General features: G+C 69.5%; 16 protein-coding genes and 1 tRNA gene. 7 read left to right on the top strand and 10 right to left on the bottom strand.

Annotation, left to right across the window (positions count from 1 at the left end; all coding sequences use genetic code 11):
- The first annotated feature begins 17 nt into the window (after nucleotides 1-17).
- The 3 genes from ACWDRW_RS01260 (at nucleotide 18) to pknB (ending at nucleotide 5,107) form a co-directional block, all read left to right on the top strand.
- The gene (locus tag ACWDRW_RS01260; RefSeq protein ID WP_451718297.1) at nucleotides 18-1,466 is read left to right on the top strand and encodes an FtsW/RodA/SpoVE family cell cycle protein; all 1,449 of its coding nucleotides are present in this window, start codon (nucleotides 18-20) and stop codon (nucleotides 1,464-1,466) included.
- Nucleotides 1,463-2,935: a peptidoglycan D,D-transpeptidase FtsI family protein gene (locus tag ACWDRW_RS01255; RefSeq protein WP_451718294.1), complete on the top strand. Its 1,473-nt coding sequence runs from the start codon at nucleotides 1,463-1,465 to the stop codon at nucleotides 2,933-2,935. The genes ACWDRW_RS01260 and ACWDRW_RS01255 overlap by 4 nt, the downstream gene beginning before the upstream one ends.
- Nucleotides 2,936-3,106: 171 nt before the next feature.
- Complete coding sequence (gene pknB / locus ACWDRW_RS01250) at nucleotides 3,107-5,107, top strand: Stk1 family PASTA domain-containing Ser/Thr kinase (protein ID WP_451718287.1); 2,001 nt, start codon at nucleotides 3,107-3,109, stop codon at nucleotides 5,105-5,107.
- Between the two features lie 65 nt (nucleotides 5,108-5,172).
- On the opposite strand, the gene ACWDRW_RS01245 is transcribed toward pknB, so the two are convergent.
- Genes ACWDRW_RS01245 through ACWDRW_RS01220 form a run of 6 tightly spaced genes read right to left on the bottom strand, consistent with a single transcriptional unit; the run spans nucleotide 5,173 to nucleotide 9,306 of the window.
- A complete protein-coding gene (locus tag ACWDRW_RS01245) occupies nucleotides 5,173-5,913 on the bottom strand; it encodes a class E sortase (protein ID WP_451718276.1) in 741 nt (246 codons plus the stop codon).
- 13 nt (nucleotides 5,914-5,926) lie between these two features.
- Nucleotides 5,927-6,970: a class E sortase gene (locus ACWDRW_RS01240; RefSeq protein ID WP_451718273.1), complete on the bottom strand. Its 1,044-nt coding sequence runs from the start codon at nucleotides 6,968-6,970 to the stop codon at nucleotides 5,927-5,929.
- Nucleotides 6,967-7,605, bottom strand: a complete 639-nt coding sequence (locus ACWDRW_RS01235; RefSeq protein WP_451718270.1) for an aminodeoxychorismate/anthranilate synthase component II — start codon at nucleotides 7,603-7,605, stop codon at nucleotides 6,967-6,969. Before ACWDRW_RS01235 ends, ACWDRW_RS01240 begins: the two co-directional genes overlap by 4 nt.
- Nucleotides 7,602-7,799 carry a hypothetical protein gene (locus tag ACWDRW_RS01230; RefSeq protein ID WP_451718267.1) on the bottom strand — a complete coding sequence of 66 codons (198 nt, stop codon included), beginning with the start codon at nucleotides 7,797-7,799 and terminating at the stop codon, nucleotides 7,602-7,604. The genes ACWDRW_RS01235 and ACWDRW_RS01230 overlap by 4 nt, the downstream gene beginning before the upstream one ends.
- Before the next feature lie 18 nt (nucleotides 7,800-7,817).
- Nucleotides 7,818-8,507, bottom strand: coding sequence for a class E sortase (locus tag ACWDRW_RS01225; RefSeq protein WP_451718264.1), 690 nt, complete (start codon nucleotides 8,505-8,507; stop codon nucleotides 7,818-7,820).
- Between the two features lie 19 nt (nucleotides 8,508-8,526).
- A complete protein-coding gene (locus ACWDRW_RS01220) occupies nucleotides 8,527-9,306 on the bottom strand; it encodes a DUF881 domain-containing protein (RefSeq protein WP_451718261.1) in 780 nt (259 codons plus the stop codon).
- Between the two features lie 141 nt (nucleotides 9,307-9,447).
- Between ACWDRW_RS01220 and crgA the strand changes: the two genes are divergently transcribed.
- The gene (crgA, locus tag ACWDRW_RS01215) at nucleotides 9,448-9,702 is read left to right on the top strand and encodes a cell division protein CrgA (RefSeq protein ID WP_362246877.1); all 255 of its coding nucleotides are present in this window, start codon (nucleotides 9,448-9,450) and stop codon (nucleotides 9,700-9,702) included.
- 280 nt (nucleotides 9,703-9,982) lie between these two features.
- On the opposite strand, the gene ACWDRW_RS01210 is transcribed toward crgA, so the two are convergent.
- Together ACWDRW_RS01210 and ACWDRW_RS01205 are read right to left on the bottom strand one after the other, a co-directional pair.
- On the bottom strand, nucleotides 9,983-10,873 hold the full coding sequence (locus ACWDRW_RS01210; protein WP_451718258.1) for a rhomboid family intramembrane serine protease: 891 nt from the start codon (nucleotides 10,871-10,873) through the stop codon (nucleotides 9,983-9,985).
- Nucleotides 10,874-10,986: 113 nt separating this feature from the next.
- On the bottom strand, nucleotides 10,987-11,514 hold the full coding sequence (locus ACWDRW_RS01205) for a peptidylprolyl isomerase (RefSeq protein WP_451718255.1): 528 nt from the start codon (nucleotides 11,512-11,514) through the stop codon (nucleotides 10,987-10,989).
- Nucleotides 11,515-11,820: 306 nt separating this feature from the next.
- On the opposite strand from ACWDRW_RS01205, the gene ACWDRW_RS01200 reads away from it, so the two are divergent.
- Complete coding sequence (locus ACWDRW_RS01200) at nucleotides 11,821-12,516, top strand: DUF5324 family protein (protein ID WP_451718253.1); 696 nt, start codon at nucleotides 11,821-11,823, stop codon at nucleotides 12,514-12,516.
- Nucleotides 12,517-12,731: 215 nt separating this feature from the next.
- Here ACWDRW_RS01200 and ACWDRW_RS01195 read toward each other — a convergent pair.
- Nucleotides 12,732-12,804 (bottom strand) — tRNA-Ala (locus tag ACWDRW_RS01195).
- A gap of 183 nt (nucleotides 12,805-12,987) precedes the next feature.
- Here ACWDRW_RS01195 and ACWDRW_RS01190 point away from each other — a divergent pair.
- Nucleotides 12,988-13,536 (top strand): helix-turn-helix domain-containing protein, encoded by a 549-nt coding sequence (locus tag ACWDRW_RS01190; protein WP_451718250.1) that lies wholly within the window; start codon nucleotides 12,988-12,990, stop codon nucleotides 13,534-13,536.
- Between the two features lie 129 nt (nucleotides 13,537-13,665).
- Entirely contained in the window at nucleotides 13,666-15,012 is a 1,347-nt protein-coding gene (locus ACWDRW_RS01185; RefSeq protein WP_451718248.1) for a protein kinase domain-containing protein, read from the top strand.
- 67 nt (nucleotides 15,013-15,079) lie between these two features.
- Here the strand turns inward: ACWDRW_RS01185 and ACWDRW_RS01180 are convergent, their stop codons facing one another.
- A complete protein-coding gene (locus tag ACWDRW_RS01180) occupies nucleotides 15,080-16,363 on the bottom strand; it encodes a hypothetical protein (RefSeq protein ID WP_451718668.1) in 1,284 nt (427 codons plus the stop codon).
- Nucleotides 16,364-16,545 lie beyond the last annotated feature (182 nt).

Raw genomic sequence — 16,545 nt, 5'->3', positions numbered from 1 at the left:
AGAGGCCCCGTCACACGATGAGCAGTACTTCCAACCCGTCGACGCACCACACGTCCACGATCGGCTCCATCGGAGCGCCGAGCCGGCGCAACACCGAGCTCGCGCTGCTGGTGTTCGCGGTCGTCATCCCGGTCTTCGCCTACGCCAACGTCGGCCTCGCGCTGAACGACGAGGTGCCGGCCGGTCTGCTGGCCTACGGCCTGGGTCTCGGCCTGCTGGCCGGCGTCGGCCACCTCGCCGTACGGAAGTTCGCCCCGTACGCGGACCCGCTGATGCTGCCTCTGGCCACCCTGCTGAACGGACTCGGACTCGTCGTCATCTGGCGCCTGGACCAGTCCAAGAAGCTCCAGGCGAGCAGCACGTACGTCGAGGCCGCACCGCGCCAGCTGCTGTACTCGGCGATGGGCGTGGCCCTGCTGGTGGCCGTGCTGATCTTCCTGAAGGACCACCGAGTCCTGCAGCGCTACACGTACATCTCGATGGCCGGCGCGCTGGTCCTGCTGGTGCTGCCGCTCGTGCCCGGACTCGGCGCGAACGTCTACGGCGCCAAGATCTGGATCAAGATCCCCGGCCTCGGCACGCTGCAGCCCGGTGAGTTCGCGAAGATCGCCCTGGCGGTGTTCTTCGCCGGCTATCTCATGGTCAAGCGAGACGCCCTGGCCCTGGCCAGCCGCCGCTTCATGGGCCTGTACCTGCCGCGCGGCCGTGACCTCGGTCCGATCCTCGTGGTCTGGGTGATGTCGATCCTCATCCTGGTCTTCGAGACCGACCTCGGCACCTCGCTGCTGTTCTTCGGAATGTTCGTCATCATGCTGTACGTCGCCACCGAGCGGACCAGCTGGATCGTCTTCGGTCTGCTGATGTCCGCGGTGGGCGCGGTCGGTGTGGCGAGCTTCGAACCGCACATCCAGACCCGTGTGCAGGCCTGGCTCGACCCGATGCGCGAGTTCACGCTCAGCCGGGAGGGCGTCCAGGACGGCATCGTCCACTCCGAGCAGGCCATGCAGGCGCTGTGGGCCTTCGGCTCCGGCGGCACCCTCGGCACCGGACTCGGACAGGGCAATTCCGACCTCATCGGCTTCGCCGCCAACTCCGACTTCATCCTCGCCACCTTCGGCGAGGAGCTGGGCCTGGCCGGCGTCATGGCGATCCTGCTGCTCTACGGGCTGATCATCGAGCGCGGCATCCGCACCTCCCTCGCGGCCCGCGACCCGTTCGGCAAGCTGCTCGCGATCGGCCTGTCCGGCGCCTTCGCCCTCCAGGTCTTCGTGGTGGCCGGCGGTGTCATGGGCCTCATCCCGCTGACCGGTATGACGCTGCCCTTCGTGGCCTACGGCGGTTCGTCCGTGATCGCCAACTGGGCCCTGATCGGCATCCTGATGCGGATCAGCGACACCGCGCGCCGCCCGGCGCCCTCCCCCGCCCCCAACCCCGACGCCGAGATGACCCAGGTGGTCCGACCGTGAACAAGCCCCTGCGCCGTATCGCGATCTTCTGCGGACTCCTGATCCTGGCCCTGCTGGTCCGCAACAACTACCTGCAGTACGTCAAGGCGGACGACCTGGCCGACGACGACGACAACCGCCGCGTCAACATCGAGCGCTACTCGACCCCGCGCGGCGACATCATCGTCGAGGGCAAGGCCATCACCGGCAGCGTCGAGAGCAAGTCCGGGGACTACAAGTACAAGCGCACCTGGACGAACGGCCCCATGTGGGCGCCGGTGACCGGGTACTCCTCGCAGGCCTTCGGCGCCAACCAGCTGGAGAAGCTCGAGGACGGCATCCTCACCGGCAACGACGACCGGCTCTTCTTCCGCAACACCCTCGACATGCTCACGGGCAAGCCGAAGGAGGGCGGCAGCGTCGTCACCACCCTCAACGCCGCCGCGCAGAAGGCCGCCTACGAGGGGCTCGGCGACAAGAAGGGCGCCGTCGCCGCGATCGACCCGGCGACCGGCAAGATCCTGGCGCTGGTCTCCACGCCGTCGTACGACCCCTCGAAGTTCGCCGGCACCGGCGACTCCGACGCCAAGGCGTGGAACGCGGTGCAGAAGGCGAACAACCCCGACGACCCGATGCTGAACCGGGCGCTGCGCGAGACCTACCCGCCGGGCTCCACCTTCAAGGTGGTCACCGCGGCCGCCGCGCTGGAGAACGGCGAGGTCTCCGGTATCGACGACGCCACCAAGGCGCCGGACCCGTACCAGCTGCCGGGGACCACCACCGATCTCACCAACGAGCACGGTGAGTGCAAGAACGCCTCGTTGAAGTACGCGCTCATGGTGTCCTGCAACACCGTCTTCGCGAAGTTGGCCCACGACGTCGGCAACGAGAAGATGATCGAGCAGGCGGAGAAGTTCGGCTACAACGACGACGAGCTGGACACCCCGGTCCGCGCCGCCGCGAGCGTCTACCCCGAGGACAACGACCCGCAGAACGCCATGGACGGCATCGGCCAGGCCTCCAACCGGGCCACGCCGCTGCAGATGGCCATGGTCGCCTCGGCCGTCGCCAACGACGGCAAGCTGATGAAGCCGTACATGGTCGACCAGCTCAAGGCCGCGAACCTCGACACGATCGCCACGACCGACCCGGAGGAGCTGTCCCAGGCGGTGTCCTCGGAGACCGCGCAGAAGCTCCAGGAAATGATGGAGACGGTCGTCAACGCCCAGCAGGGCACGGGCGGCAACGCGAGGATCGACGGCGTGACGGTCGGCGGCAAGACCGGTACCGCCCAGCACGGCCTGAACAACAGCGAGAAGCCGTACGCCTGGTTCATCTCCTACGCCAAGCTGTCCGACGGCAGTTCCCCGGTGGCCGTGGCCGTCGTCGTCGAGGACGGCTCGGCCAACCGCGACGACATCAGTGGTGGCGGTCTGGCCGCTCCGATCGCAAGGGACGTGATGAAGGCAGTCATCGACAGCAAGAAGTGACCCCGCTCACGTCGCCTTCACATCGGTGCACGTTGCGATACCGGTCCTGTATCGGCTGACGGGCTTGGCCAGGTCACACAAAGCGAGCCGGGTACGGTAGGCCCGGACGGCAGCCTCCGAACCGTACGAGCGTGCGGGTCGGGACCGACGGAGAGGGCTGGTAGGTAGCTTATGGAAGAGCCGCGTCGCCTCGGCGGCCGGTACGAGCTGGGCCAGGTGCTCGGCCGTGGTGGCATGGCCGAGGTATACCTCGCGCACGACACCCGGCTCGGCCGCACCGTGGCGGTGAAGACGCTGCGCGCGGACCTCGCGCGCGACCCGTCCTTCCAGGCCCGCTTCCGCCGGGAGGCCCAGTCGGCCGCCTCGCTCAACCACCCCGCGATCGTGGCGGTCTACGACACGGGCGAGGACTACATCGACAACGTGTCGATCCCGTACATCGTCATGGAGTACGTCGACGGCTCCACCCTGCGTGAGCTCCTGCACAGCGGCCGCAAGCTGCTGCCGGAGCGCTCGATGGAGATGACCATCGGCATCCTCCAGGCGCTGGAGTACTCGCACCGCAACGGCATCGTCCACCGCGACATCAAGCCCGCGAACGTCATGCTGACGCGCAACGGCCAGGTCAAGGTGATGGACTTCGGCATCGCCCGCGCCATGGGCGACTCCGGCATGACGATGACGCAGACCTCCGCGGTCATCGGCACGGCCCAGTACCTCTCTCCGGAGCAGGCCAAGGGCGAGCAGGTCGACGCACGCTCCGACCTGTACTCGACCGGCTGTCTGCTGTACGAGCTGCTGACGGTACGGCCGCCCTTCGTGGGCGACTCCCCGGTGGCGGTGGCCTACCAGCACGTACGGGAAGAAGCCCAGCCCCCGTCGGTGTTCGACCCCGAGATCACCCCTGAAATGGACGCCATCGTCCTGAAGGCGCTGGTCAAGGACCCCAACTACCGCTACCAGTCGGCCGACGAGATGCGGGTCGACATCGAGGCCTGCCTCGACGGCCAGCCGGTCGCGGCCACCGCGGCGATGGGCTCGGTCGGCTACGGCGGCTACCCCGACGACCAGGCCACGACGGCCCTGCGCGCCACGGACGCCGGCGCCACGTCGATGCTCCCGCCGATGAACCCCGACGACGGCGGCTTCGGCTACGACGACCGCCCGGACCGCCGCCGTCAGAAGAAGAACAACACCTCCACGATCCTGCTGGTCGTGGCCGCGGTGCTGGTCCTCGTCGGCGCGATCCTGATCGGCCGGTGGATCTTCGACAACGACGGTGTGGCCAACGACACCACGAAGGCGCCGGCCCTGATCGGCGTGACCCTGGACGAGGCCGAACAGCTGGCCAAGAACGCCGAAGTGCAGCTCGTCCCCACGGAGAAGCCCTGCGAGGACCAGCCCAAGGGCAAGATCTGCAGCCAGGACCCGAAGCAGGGCACGTCGGTCAAGAAGGAGTCCACCATCAACGTCGTGGTCTCCACCGGGGCGCCGAAGGTCGCCGTGCCGAGTGTCCTCGGCAGGGACTTCGACGAGGCCAAGGCCACCCTGGAGGACGACAAGTACCAGTTCGACGTCAAGAAGGTGGTAGAGGTGTCGTCGGAGCCGGAGGGCACCGTGACGGCACAGGACCCCGAACTCGGCGAGGAGGTCGAGAAGGGTTCCACGATCACCCTCACGGTCGCCAAGGCCGAGGAGAAGGCCACCGTCCCCGACGTCGTCGGCAAGACCTGTGACGAGGCCAAGGCCCAGATGACGGCCAGCGACCTGGTCGGTGAGTGCACCGAGGTCGACACCCAGGACCCGAACCAGGTGGGCAAGGTCATCACGACCACCCCGTCGGCGGGCCAGGAGGCGGACCCGGGATCCAAGGTCAACATCCAGGTCGGCAAGCAGGCGAACACCCAGGTCCAGGTCCCGCAGATCCAGGGCCAGAAGCTGAAGGACGCCAAGAAGGCGCTGCAGGACGCCGGCCTGGTGGTCGGTAACGTCCAGGGCTCCCAGGACGACAACGCCACCGTCTTCAGCTCGGACCCGGCCCCCGGGAGCACGGTCCAGCAGGGCACGACCGTCAACCTCATCGCGGTCGACAGCGGCCAGGGCGACGGCGGCCAGGGCGACGGCGGCATCTTCGGCGGCGTGAACGGCGTGGCCTACCGCACCGAGAACTGACCCACCGCCAGAACGTACGAGGGCCCCGGCTCCCCTGAAGAGGAGGAGCCGGGGCCCTCGTACGTCTAGCGCAGTTCCTTCGGCGGAGTCCGCTGGTCGTCCACCTTCTCCACCCGCTCCAGCTCGCCCCACACGACGTAGCGGTAGCGGCTCGTGTAGACCGGGGTGCAGGTCGTCAGGGTGATGTAGTGGCCGGCCTTCCGCTTGCCGGACTCCTCCGGGACGGCGCCGAGGACCTTCACGTTGTACTTCGAGGTCTCGGGGAGCGTGGCGTAGACCTTGTAGACGTACCACTTGTCCTTCGTCTCGAAGACGATCGGGTCGCCCTTCCCCAGCTTGTCGATGTTGTGGAACTTCGCGCCGTGGCCGTCACGATGGGCGGCCAGGGAGAAGTTGCCCTTCTTGCCGGAGGTGGGCAGGACCGCCTTGACCGGGTCGGTGTAGTAGCCGGCGACGCCGTCGTTGAGGATCTTCGACGCCGTGCCCTTCTCGACCAGGATCTCGCCCTTGCTCATGTCGGGGACGTGGAGGAAGCCGACGCCGTTCCTGGAGTCGTAGGCGACCGGTCCGTCCCCGTCCTGCTGTGCCCAGCCGTCGCGGACCCTGTCGCCCTGCCGGTCCGCCTTGCGGTCCGCTATGACGTTGGTCCACCACAGCGAGTACACGACGAACAGGCCCAGCACCAGGCCCGCCGTGATGAGGAGTTCACCGAAGACGCTGACGGCCGCGGCGATCCGGCCGGAACCCCGGCGGCGCGGCGCGGCGGGGGGGTCGACGAGCTCTTGCTGCTCGGTCGTGGCTGCCACTGTTCATCTGCCCTTACTGCACGAGCGCATCCGGCTTGCCCTTGCTGCGCGGCCGTTCCTCGACCATCTTGCCCCAGACGATCAACCGGTACTTGCTGGTGAACTCCGGCGTGCACGTGGTGAGCGTGATGTAGCGGCCGGGGCCGGTGAAACCCGAGCCCGGCGGGACCGGCTCCAGCACGCTCACATTGCTCGGCGACGTCGACGGCAGCATCGACGCCATCTTGTAGACGAAGTACTCGTCCTGCGTCTCCACCACGATGGGGTCGCCCGGCTCGAGCCGGTTGATGTAGCGGAACGGTTCCCCGTGCGTGTTGCGGTGGCCCGCCAGACCGAAGTTGCCCGACTTGGCCTCCGGCATCGCCGTCTTCAGCGCGCCCTCGGCGTAGTGCCCGACCATCCCCCGGTCCAGCACCTTCTTGTTGCTGATCCCCTCGGCGATCGGGACGACCACGTCCAGCTTGGGGATGTGCAGGATCGCGAAGCCCTGGCCCGGCTCGAAGGTCCCCGGGTTGCGCTTGCCGCTCGCCCAGTCCTCCTGGAGGGAGTCCTTCGCCTTGTCGGCCTGCGCGTGCGCCCGGACGTTCGTCCACCACAGCTGGTAGCTCACGAACAGCAGCATCAGCACGCCGGTCGTGATGAACACCTCGCCGATCGCCCGGCTGGCCACCACTCCCGCACTGGGCTTGCGCGCCCGCGCCTGCCGGCGCGCCTCCACCCGGGAAAGCGGACGGCCGCCCTGCGGCGTCGCCTCCTGGGGTGCGCCGGGAGCGCCCCCATGACGCCCGTGACGCCGCTTGGCGGCCTTTCTGCGGGCCGCGCGGCCACCGTCCGGGCTCCCGGAAGGGGAAGCGGTGGAACGGCCTCCAGACGCGGACGTCCGCGTCGGCGGAGGCGGATCCGGAACCCGCAGCGCCACCGTCTCCTCGTCGGCCTGCGGCGCCCAGGGCTCGCCCGCCCCGGCGCTGCCGTACCACTCCCCGAGCGCACCGGAATCCCCGTACGGCTGCTCCCCGTACGAGGCACCGGACTCGCGCTCGGGGCGCAGTTGGGTCACGCCGTGGCCCTGCCCACCACCGGGGCGAGCCCCGCCGACCTCGCCACGGCGCCCTGGTCACCGCACTCCACCAGCCAGTTCGCCAGCATCCGGTGGCCGTGCTCGGTCAGCACCGACTCCGGGTGGAACTGCACGCCCTCGACCGGGAGTTCACGGTGGCGCAGGCCCATGATGATGCCGTCGTGGGTGCGCGCGGTGACCTCCAGCGCGTCCGGCACGGTGGCCGGCTCGGCGGCCAGGGAGTGGTAGCGCGTCGCCGTGAAGGGAGAGGGCAGGCCCGCGAAGACTCCCTTGCCCTCGTGCTCGACGGGCGAGGTCTTGCCGTGCAGCAGCTCCGGCGCGCGGTCCACGACACCGCCGTACGCCACCTGCATCGACTGCATGCCGAGGCAGACGCCGAAGACGGGGACGCCGGTGGCGGCGCAGTGGCGGACCATCTCGACGCAGACGCCCGCCTCTTCGGGGGTGCCGGGGCCCGGGGACAGCAGGACGCCGTCGAAGCCGTCCTGGGCGTGGGCCGTGGAGACCTCGTCGTTGCGCAGGACCTCGCACTCGGCGCCCAGCTGGTACAGGTACTGGACCAGGTTGAAGACGAAGCTGTCGTAGTTGTCGACGACGAGAATGCGCGCGCTCACTGGTTGTCCACCGTCACATCACCGAAGGGAAGAAGAGGCTCGGCCCACGGAAAGACGTACTGGAAAAGGATGTAGACCACGGCGACGACCAGCATGAGTGAGAGCAGCGCCTTCACCCACGCGTTTCCCGGCAGATGCCGCCAGATCCAGCCGTACATGCCGTCCCTTCCGTTGCGCCACGGCACCGGACTCACGCCGTACCGCCCACCAGACTAACGGCGCAGGGCCGCTGGTTTCCCGGCCTCCACGGGCTGTGTGGCGTCCAGGTGCGCCCAGACGATCAGCCGGTGACTGTGACCCCACTCCGGATCGCATGTGGTCAGCGTCAGGTAGCGCCCCGCGCGCGTGTACCCCGATTTACGTGGCACAGGGTCGATCACCTCAACGTCCGACGGCACTGTTTTGTAGGGACCCTTGTCGACGCGATAGGTGAACCAGGTCGTCCCGTCCGTGAGAACCACCGCGTCGCCCGGCCGCAGCCTGGGGAAGTCCTTGAACGGATCTCCGTAGGTCCGCCGATGGCCCGCGACCGAGAAGTTGCCCTGCTGCCCGAGCCGCGCGGTGTGCGCGTAGTGTCCGAGCCCCTTCTTGAGGGTGCCGGTCGCCGTGCCCTCCAGCACCGGCTTGTTCCACGTGAAACCGAGCCGGGGGATGTACATGATCGCGAACGGCTTCCCGCTCCTGTACGTAGCCGGCTCGGGCGGACCGGTGGCCGCGGCGCCGGGTGAGCCGGTGGGCTTCACGGTCCCCCGCGCCCACTGCTCTTCCAGCTGGTCGATCTGGTCGTCCATCACATGATCGGCCTTCACGCCCGTCCAGAACAGCACATAGACGACGAACAGCACGATCACGGTGCCGAAGGTGATGCACAGCTCGCTGACGGTCCTGACGACAACGCGCACCGGCAGCTCCCGGTCGGTCTCACTCCACGGGCTGGGCGTACTGCAGATCCACTGTGCCCGAGTAACCGGGAAGAGTCACCGTCCCGTCCTCGGTCACTTTCCAGCCCAGGCCGTACACGTTGACGTAGACCATGTAGTTCTGGATCGCCGGACTCTCCGCGAGCGCCTGCTGCAGCTTCTCCGGCTCCCCGACGGCCGTGATCTTGTACGGCGGTGAGTAGACGCGGCCCTGGAGGATCAGGGTGTTGCCCACACAGCGCACGGCGCTGGTCGAGATCAGCCGCTGGTCCATGACCTTGATGCCCTTGGCGCCGCCCTCCCAGAGCGCGTTCACCACGGCCTGGAGGTCCTGCTGGTGGATGACCAGGTAGTCGGGCTGCGGCTCGGGATAGCCCGGCAGCTTCGCGGTGGCGTCCGGCGGGGCGTCGTTGAGCGTGACGCTTATCGCCTCGCCCTTCAGCTTCTGGGTGCCCGCGCTCTTCTCCAGGCCGGCGAGCTTCTCGTCCTCGGCCCTGGTGCTGCCGTCGTCCCGCTCCGCGAGCGTCTCCACGTCCTCGCGCAGGGCCGCGTTGGACTCGTCCAGCTCGCCGTTCTTCAGGCTGCGCTCATGGATCAGGTCCGACAGCTTCAGCAACGAGTCGTCCGTACGGATGTTGGTGCCCTTGGCCGTATTGAAGCTGGTGAAGAAAATGAGGCCGGCGAGCGCGAAGACGGCAGCGGTGAGCACCCGCACGGGCCGGAAGCGGCGCCCGCGGGCAGGACTGGATCCCGGCGGGGGGAAGTCGGCAGAATTGCTCAACGTACCCTTATCTCCTTCGGCGCCACGGAAGCACTACGCTAACGGACGCCCGGGGGAGCACTAAGAGTCCCCAGTTACGCTGCCCCGAGCCAGCCCCAGTTCCCTGCGCGGCCACGCAGCGCATCGACAGGAGAGACCCTCGTGCCGAAGTCACGTATCCGCAAGAAGGCCGACTACACGCCGCCGCCGGCGAAGCAGGCGACCGCCATCAAGCTGAACAGCCGCGCCTGGGTCGCACCCGTGATGCTGGCCATGTTCGTGATCGGGCTGGCCTGGATCGTGGTGTTCTACGTGACCGACGGCTCGCTGCCCATCGACGCTCTGGGCAACTGGAACATCGTGGTCGGTTTCGGGTTCATCGCCGCCGGATTCGGCGTCTCCACGCAGTGGAAGTAGCGGCCACGGCCCGGTGAACACACCTCTGCCCAGGGCTATCCACGGAGTTATCCACAGCCGTTGTCCACACGGAGTGGAAAAGAAAGACGATCTGTGGATAACCCCCGGGACGTTGACGCCGGTGTGACCGAAGTACTGGCAATCGAAAACGCGTTCGCCCCCTGTCTGACCTGCGGAAATACCAGTCGGTGACAGGGGGCACAGTTGTTCCCGCACAGTGTGCACAAGATCCGGCACATGCTGTGGACAACAGGGGCGCTCAGCTGTGGAAACGCGGGGCTCAGGTGAGCTGGGCGGTCCGGAGCACGGTGAGGCCGACCACCACCGCCAGCACTACGGCGGCGATGCCGTACTGGACGAGAGCACGGCGCTCGCGCGGGGCGTGGACCATGCCGTACCCGACCAGGACGCCCGCGACAAGGCCGCCGATGTGGGCCTGCCAGGAGATGTTGAAGCCCGGGCTGAAGGTGAAGATCAGGTTGATCGCCAGCAGCGCGATGATGGGCCGCATGTCGTAGTTCATGCGCCGCATCAGGACGGCGGTGGCTCCGAACAGGCCGAAGATGGCGCCGGAGGCGCCGAGGGTGGCGGTGTTCGGTTCGGCCAGCAGATAGGCGAGGGCACTGCCCGCCAGGCCCGAGACGAAATAGAGAACGAGGTAGCGGGCGCGGCCGAGGGCGGCTTCCAGCGGGCCGCCAAGCCACCACAGGCTGAGCATGTTGAACAGCAGGTGGATGACGCTGCCGTGCAGGAACGTCGACGTCAGCAGCCGGTACGACTGGCCTTCGGCGACGCCCTCGACATCGCCGAGGTGGGGGACGAAGGCCCGGCCGATGAGGTCGAAGCTGTCCGTGAAGCGGTCGCCGACGGCCATCTGGAACAGGTAGGCCACGACGCAGACGCCGATGAGGATCTTGGTGACCAGGTGCGGGTCGGCCGTGAGGTTGCCGCCCGCCATCGTGCGGGGACGGGCCGCGGCGGGCGGGTGCCCGGTGCCGGAGCCGGTGCGGACGCAGTCGGGGCACTGGAAGCCGACGGAGGCGCTGACCATGCACTCGGGACAGATCGGGCGCTCGCAGCGGGTGCAGCGGACGCCGGTCTCGCGCTCCGGGTGCCGGTAGCAGCCGGGCAGGCCCTGGGCCTGGTGCGCACTGTCTGGCGCCTGGTCCATGAGATCCCCTAAGTCGTCGTCCGGCACGCGTCCGCCCCGCCCATGTCTTACGGACGAGCGGGGCGTTTGGTTCCCTTCGGGCGAAGCCGTGGGCCTTTGAACCGGGCGGCGGCTCAGCGCGTCTCGACCACGACCGAGTCGATGACGACGTCGTTGACCGGGCGGGCGGTGCGCGGGTTGGTCTGGGTGACGGCGATGGCGTCCACGACCTTCTGGCTGGCCGGATCGGTCACCTCGCCGAAGATCGTGTGCTTGCGGTTGAGGTGCGGGGTCGGGGCGACGGTGATGAAGAACTGCGAGCCGTTGGTGCCCGGTCCGGCGTTGGCCATGGCCAGCAGATACGGCCGGTCGAAGCGCAGGTCGGGGTGGAACTCGTCCTCGAACTCGTAGCCGGGGCCGCCGATCCCGGTGCCCAGCGGGTCGCCGCCCTGGATCATGAAACCGCTCAGCACGCGGTGGAAGACCGTGCCGTCGTACAGGGGGGTGCTGGAGCGCTCACCGGTGGCGGGGTTCGTCCACTCCCGTTCCCCCGTGGCGAGCTCGACGAAGTTCCGGACCGTCTTCGGGGCGTGGTTCGGCAGGAGCCGGACCACGATGTCGCCCTGGGTGGTCCTCAGGGTGGCGTAGAGCTGCTCGGCCACGGGGTGCCTTCCGTCGTCCTGCGGTGATTCCCCGATCCTCGCACGGTCCTCGCGGCCCGTAGGTCCCCTGACGTCGTCTTCCGGCGCACTCCGGGGGCTTTCGCTAGCGGAAATCCGGTCGAGTCGCCCCGGGTCGGGGGCGCGGACGGGCGATCCGTGGCATTGTCGTCGACAAGCTCCTGTTGGTCCGTATTCATCTGTGTGACCCGGATGCCCGCCCGCACATGCCCTCATGTCCATTGACAGGCATGATCCCTAAAAGGGTGGAAAGTCGAAATACGTAACGCCACCGAGGAGGAGGATCCCGTGACCCGCAAAGACAGCGTGCGCGCCGCAGCCGGCTCGGCGAAGGACAGCGTGCGGCACGCCGCGGACGTGGTGGCGCCCTACGCCGGCACGGCCAAGGACACGGCCGCGCACTACGCACACGAGGCACGCGTACGCCTCGCGCCGAAGGTGTCCCAGGCCGCCGAACAGGCCCGCGTGCAGTACGACACCCTCGTCGTGCCGCGCCTGGAACAGGCCCGTACCCATGTGCCGCCGAAGGTCGACCACGCCGCGCATGAAGCCGCCGCCCGCACCATGGTGGCTGCCCGGCAGGCGGCCGATTATTCGCGGCCACGGCTGGAACATGCCGTGGCGGTGGCAGGGCCCATGAAGGACGAGGCCGCCGCCCGTGGGGTGGCCGCGCTGGCCGCGCTGCGCGGTCAGGTGACGCCCGAGGAGATCCAGAAGCTGGTCCGCAAGCACGACCGCCGGGCGCGGGCGGGCCGGTTCGCGAAGACGCTGCTGGTGCTGGGCGCGGTGGCCGGCGGCGCGTTCGCCGCGTGGAAGTGGTGGGACAAGCAGGCCAACCCGGACTGGCTGGTCGAGCCGCCCGCCGCGACGGAGGTCCCGGAGTCGGGCCACCTCACCTCGGTGGACGGCAGCGCCCCCCTCGACCCCGAGGTCCAGGCGAAGCAGGCCGAGGAAGAGGCCGCGAACCGCGACGACAGCCAATGACCTGAGCCCGCACCCCCCAAGCGCCCCGTGGGGCGGGAGACCTGTCGGGGGTTTCCCGCCTCGCGGGGCTGTTCTTTGGGAGCAGACCCGCAGTGCCGGGCCCCGCGCGCCCAGCTGATCGCAGGGGCCCACCCCCACGGCCGGCCGCGCCCGCACACGGAACACAAAGACCCCTCCGACCCCGCGTTTACGCAGGTCGGAGGGGTCTTGGGGTGTGGAGCCTAGGGGAGTCGAACCCCTGACATCTGCCATGCAAAGACAGCGCTCTACCAACTGAGCTAAGGCCCCTGGAAAGGCGACGTCCGCCGGAAGAACCACTTCTCCGGTGGGCGCCGCGAACCAGAGTACCGGGTCGCCCCCGGTATCCCGCAAAAAGATTGGGGGTCCCGATGGACGACCACTCTCCGTAAGATGCTCCGCGTGGTTCGCTACAGCGAACCGCGGTTCATGGGGAAGCGATGGGGAGACGCAATGGACGCCGCACAGCAGGAAGCCACCGCAAGAGCGCGGGAACTGCAGCGGAACTGGTACGGGGAGCCGCTGGGGGCGCTCTTCCGTAAGCTTATAGACGATCTTGGTCTGAACCAGGCTCGTCTGGCGGGGGTACTGGGACTGTCCGCACCGATGCTGTCCCAGCTGATGAGCGGTCAGCGGGCGAAAATCGGCAATCCGGCCGTGGTGCAGCGGGTACAGCTGCTCCAGGACCTGGCGGGGCAGGTCGCGGACGGCAGTGTGAGCGCGGCCGAGGCCACCGAGCGCATGGACGAGATCAAGAAGTCGCAGGGGGGCTCGGTGCTCAGCAACGCCACGCAGTCGACGAACAGTTCGGGTGCGCCCACGGTCAAGCGGGTCGTCCGCGAGATCCAGTCGCTGCTGCGCTCGGTCGCCGCCGCCGGCGACATCATCGACGCCGCGGACACCCTCGCCCCGACCCACCCGGAGCTCGCGGAGTTCCTGCGCGTCTACGGGGCGGGCCGCACCTCCGACGCGGTCGCGCACTACCAGTCGCACCAGAGCTGACCCCGCATCCCGGTGGCCGAAGGGGGTTCGGCGACCGGGCGGACGGCAAAGCGGCGTGAGGGGGAGTCGTTTCTCTCGTCGAGGGGGAAGCAAGGGGGGTAGGCGGAGGGGGAGGAGCGACGCACAGCCATGGGTGAGGTCTTCGCCGGGCGGTACGAACTGGTCGACCCGATCGGACGCGGAGGGGTGGGCGCCGTCTGGCGTGCCTGGGATCACCGCCGCCGCCGGTACGTGGCCGCCAAGGTGCTCCAGCAGAGCGACGCGCACTCGCTGCTGCGGTTCGTGCGCGAGCAGGCCCTGAGGATCGACCACCCCCATGTGCTCGCCCCCGCCAGCTGGGCCGCCGACGACGACAAGGTCCTGTTCACCATGGACCTGGTCGCCGGCGGTTCGCTGGTCCACCTGGTCGGCGACTACGGCCCCCTGCCCCCGCGCTTCGTGTGCACGCTGCTCGACCAGCTCCTCGCGGGGCTCGCCGCGGTGCACGCGGAGGAGGTGGTGCATCGCGACATCAAGCCCGCCAATGTGCTGCTGGAGGCCACCGGCACCGGTCGCCCGCGGCTGCGGCTGTCGGACTTCGGCATCGCGATGCGGCTGGGCGAACCGCGGCTGACCGAGACCAACCTCGTGGTGGGAACGCCCGGTTACCTGGCGCCCGAGCAACTGCTGGGCGCGGAACCGGACTTCCCCGCGGACCTGTTCGCCGTAGGGCTGGTGGCGCTGTATCTGCTGGAGGGCGCCAAGCCGGACGCCAAGGCGCTCATCGAGTACTTCGCCGCGCACGGCACACCGGGGGCGCCCAAGGGGATTCCGGAGCCGCTGTGGCAGATCGTGGCGACGCTGCTCCAGCCGGACCCGCAGGCGCGGTTCCGCACCGCGACCGGCGCCCGCAAGGCCCTCGCCTCGGCCGTCGAACTCCTCCCGGACCCGGGCCCCGACGACGAGCTGATCGAGATCTTCGACCAACTCGGGCCCCTGCCGGACGGCTACGGGCCGCAGGGTCCGCTGCAGCAGGCGCCCGGGGTGGAGCGCACCACGACGACGAAACCCCTGCCCAGCCTGTCGGACCCGGGCAGCTTTCCCCTGGCGCCACCTCGACCACCGGCACAGCCCCGGCCACCAGCACAGCCGCAGTCCCACCCCCAGGCCCACGCCCAGCACCGGCAGCAGCCCCAGGAACAACCCGGCTCCACTCCGTACGGCCCCGCCCATGTCGTGTCCTCCCCCCGCTCGCACACCCCGGTCCCGCAGTACCCCGCGCAGCCCCCGACCCCGGTTCCGCACCTGCGGTCCGAGACTGCCTCTACTGCTTCGTACACCGCTCGGGTCCCGGAGGTTCCCACTCCCGTAGGTCCGCGCACGGCACGCCGCCGCGCAGCCCGCCGCACGGGACCGCCCGCGAGGATCGCGATCCCGCTGCTGCTGTTGGCCCTGGCCTGTTACATCGCGGGGTTCTGGGCGCTGGCTCACATCTGAGGAGCCCGTCGAAAGCCTTGACGGCTCACGGCCACCAGCCCTGGAGCACGGCTCACAGCCACCAGCGCTAGAGCGACGAAACCTTCCGCCGCCCCACAGCCGCCCAGCCCCCGAGCACGGCCAGAATCACGGTCCCCCCGCCGATCCCGCTCACCGCGACGATGGTCATGGCCGTGTCGTCCTCCCCGCCCCCGGAGGCCACCGCGCCCGACTCCCCCGGACCGGCCACCGGCGAGAACACGCCCTGCGGCTCGAACCGCCCGTCGTACGCCGGCCCGGACTGTCGCGAACCCTCGATCCGGATCCGCAGCGTCACCTCGAACGGGCCGTCCCCGAACCGCTCGGCCACCTGCGCGGACAGATGCGCCACCAGGTAGTAGGAGCCCCCGAATCGCATCCCCGCGACCCGGTCGGTGCCGCCGTACCGGTTGGCGTACGCCACGGGCGGCAGCGGTTCCAGCGACTCGGACCGCTGGCTGCCGGTGTAGTTGAGGCTCACGTCGTCGAGCGGGGCGCGCACCGGGTTGTGCAGCGACAGCTCCAGCGCGCCCACCACCACCCGGGAGCCCGCGGCGGAACCGGCCAGCTCAGCGGTGGCGTAGACCTGCTCTCCCCAGCCGACCGGCACCTTGTAGAAGACGGTCTGCCCGGGCGGGAGGTCGGAGCGCCAGACGCCCTGCCCGACGGGGACGGCCGAGGAGAACCCCGCTCCACCGGGCCGCCGTACGGCCTCGCCCGGCAGCGGCCGGGGAGCGGCGGAGTTCCAGGCCTCGGGGGCCGTGGTCGCGGCCGCCTTCGCCAGGGGAGGCTCGGAGAACGTGGCGAGTTCCAGGTCCCAGGCGACATCCTCCGGAGCCGTGGTGCCGACCCGCTCGACGACCACGTAGTACGTGCCCGCCTCCGCGCACCGCGAACGGGACGCGGACGGCTCGCGCATCCCCACGGCGGTGATCGGCCGCGCGCTGCTGCCGCCGCCGAAGTTCTCCGTCTCCGAGCCGCAGGGGCGCCCGTCGGCGTCCTGCACGGACACCCGGACCCCGTCCGAGGCGGAGACGACGGCGTCGGCCGGGGGAACCGCGGTGGCGGAGACGTACGCACTGGAGGTGGCGTCGAGTTCGAGGCGGTAGTAGACCTTCTCGCTCACCGGGAGCGAACTGCGGAAGGTCCGCCCGGACTCCAGACGGGTGGCGTCCGCGGTTCCGGCCACGCCGGGGACGGTCGTGGCGTCCGGTGAGAAGCCATACGGCGTCGGCGTCCCCGCCGCAACCGCGGACGGTCCACCGGTCCCGGCGACGGCCGTCCACAGCACCGCCCCCGCCACCGCCACGCGGCACACCGCACGCCGCCCCATCACGCACCGCCCCCTGCCCTCGCCGGGCCCCGTCGTCAGGCCCTCGTCCTCGCGGCCCCAGCCATCAGGCCCTCGACATCGCGAGCCCTGCCATCGCCGGGCCCGGAACGTGCCCCATCCTGCCCACCCGGGCCGCGCCCCGCCCGCCCAACAACACAAAACCCCGACCGCAACCACGGCCG

This window comes from Streptomyces sp. NPDC003635 (assembly GCF_053587635.1).
Note: the sequence above shows the minus strand (reverse complement) of the source record. Positions and strands in the feature narration are given on the sequence as shown.

Coding starts and splice junctions, on each gene's coding strand:
- ACWDRW_RS01260 (WP_451718297.1), top strand. CDS start 18: ATGAGCAGTACTTCCAACCCGTCGACGCACCACACGTCCACGATCGGC.
- pknB (WP_451718287.1), top strand. CDS start 3,107: ATGGAAGAGCCGCGTCGCCTCGGCGGCCGGTACGAGCTGGGCCAGGTG.
- ACWDRW_RS01210 (WP_451718258.1), bottom strand. CDS start 10,873: ATGGACCAGGCGCCAGACAGTGCGCACCAGGCCCAGGGCCTGCCCGGC.
- ACWDRW_RS01190 (WP_451718250.1), top strand. CDS start 12,988: ATGGACGCCGCACAGCAGGAAGCCACCGCAAGAGCGCGGGAACTGCAG.
- ACWDRW_RS01185 (WP_451718248.1), top strand. CDS start 13,666: ATGGGTGAGGTCTTCGCCGGGCGGTACGAACTGGTCGACCCGATCGGA.
- ACWDRW_RS01180 (WP_451718668.1), bottom strand. CDS start 16,363: ATGGGGCGGCGTGCGGTGTGCCGCGTGGCGGTGGCGGGGGCGGTGCTG.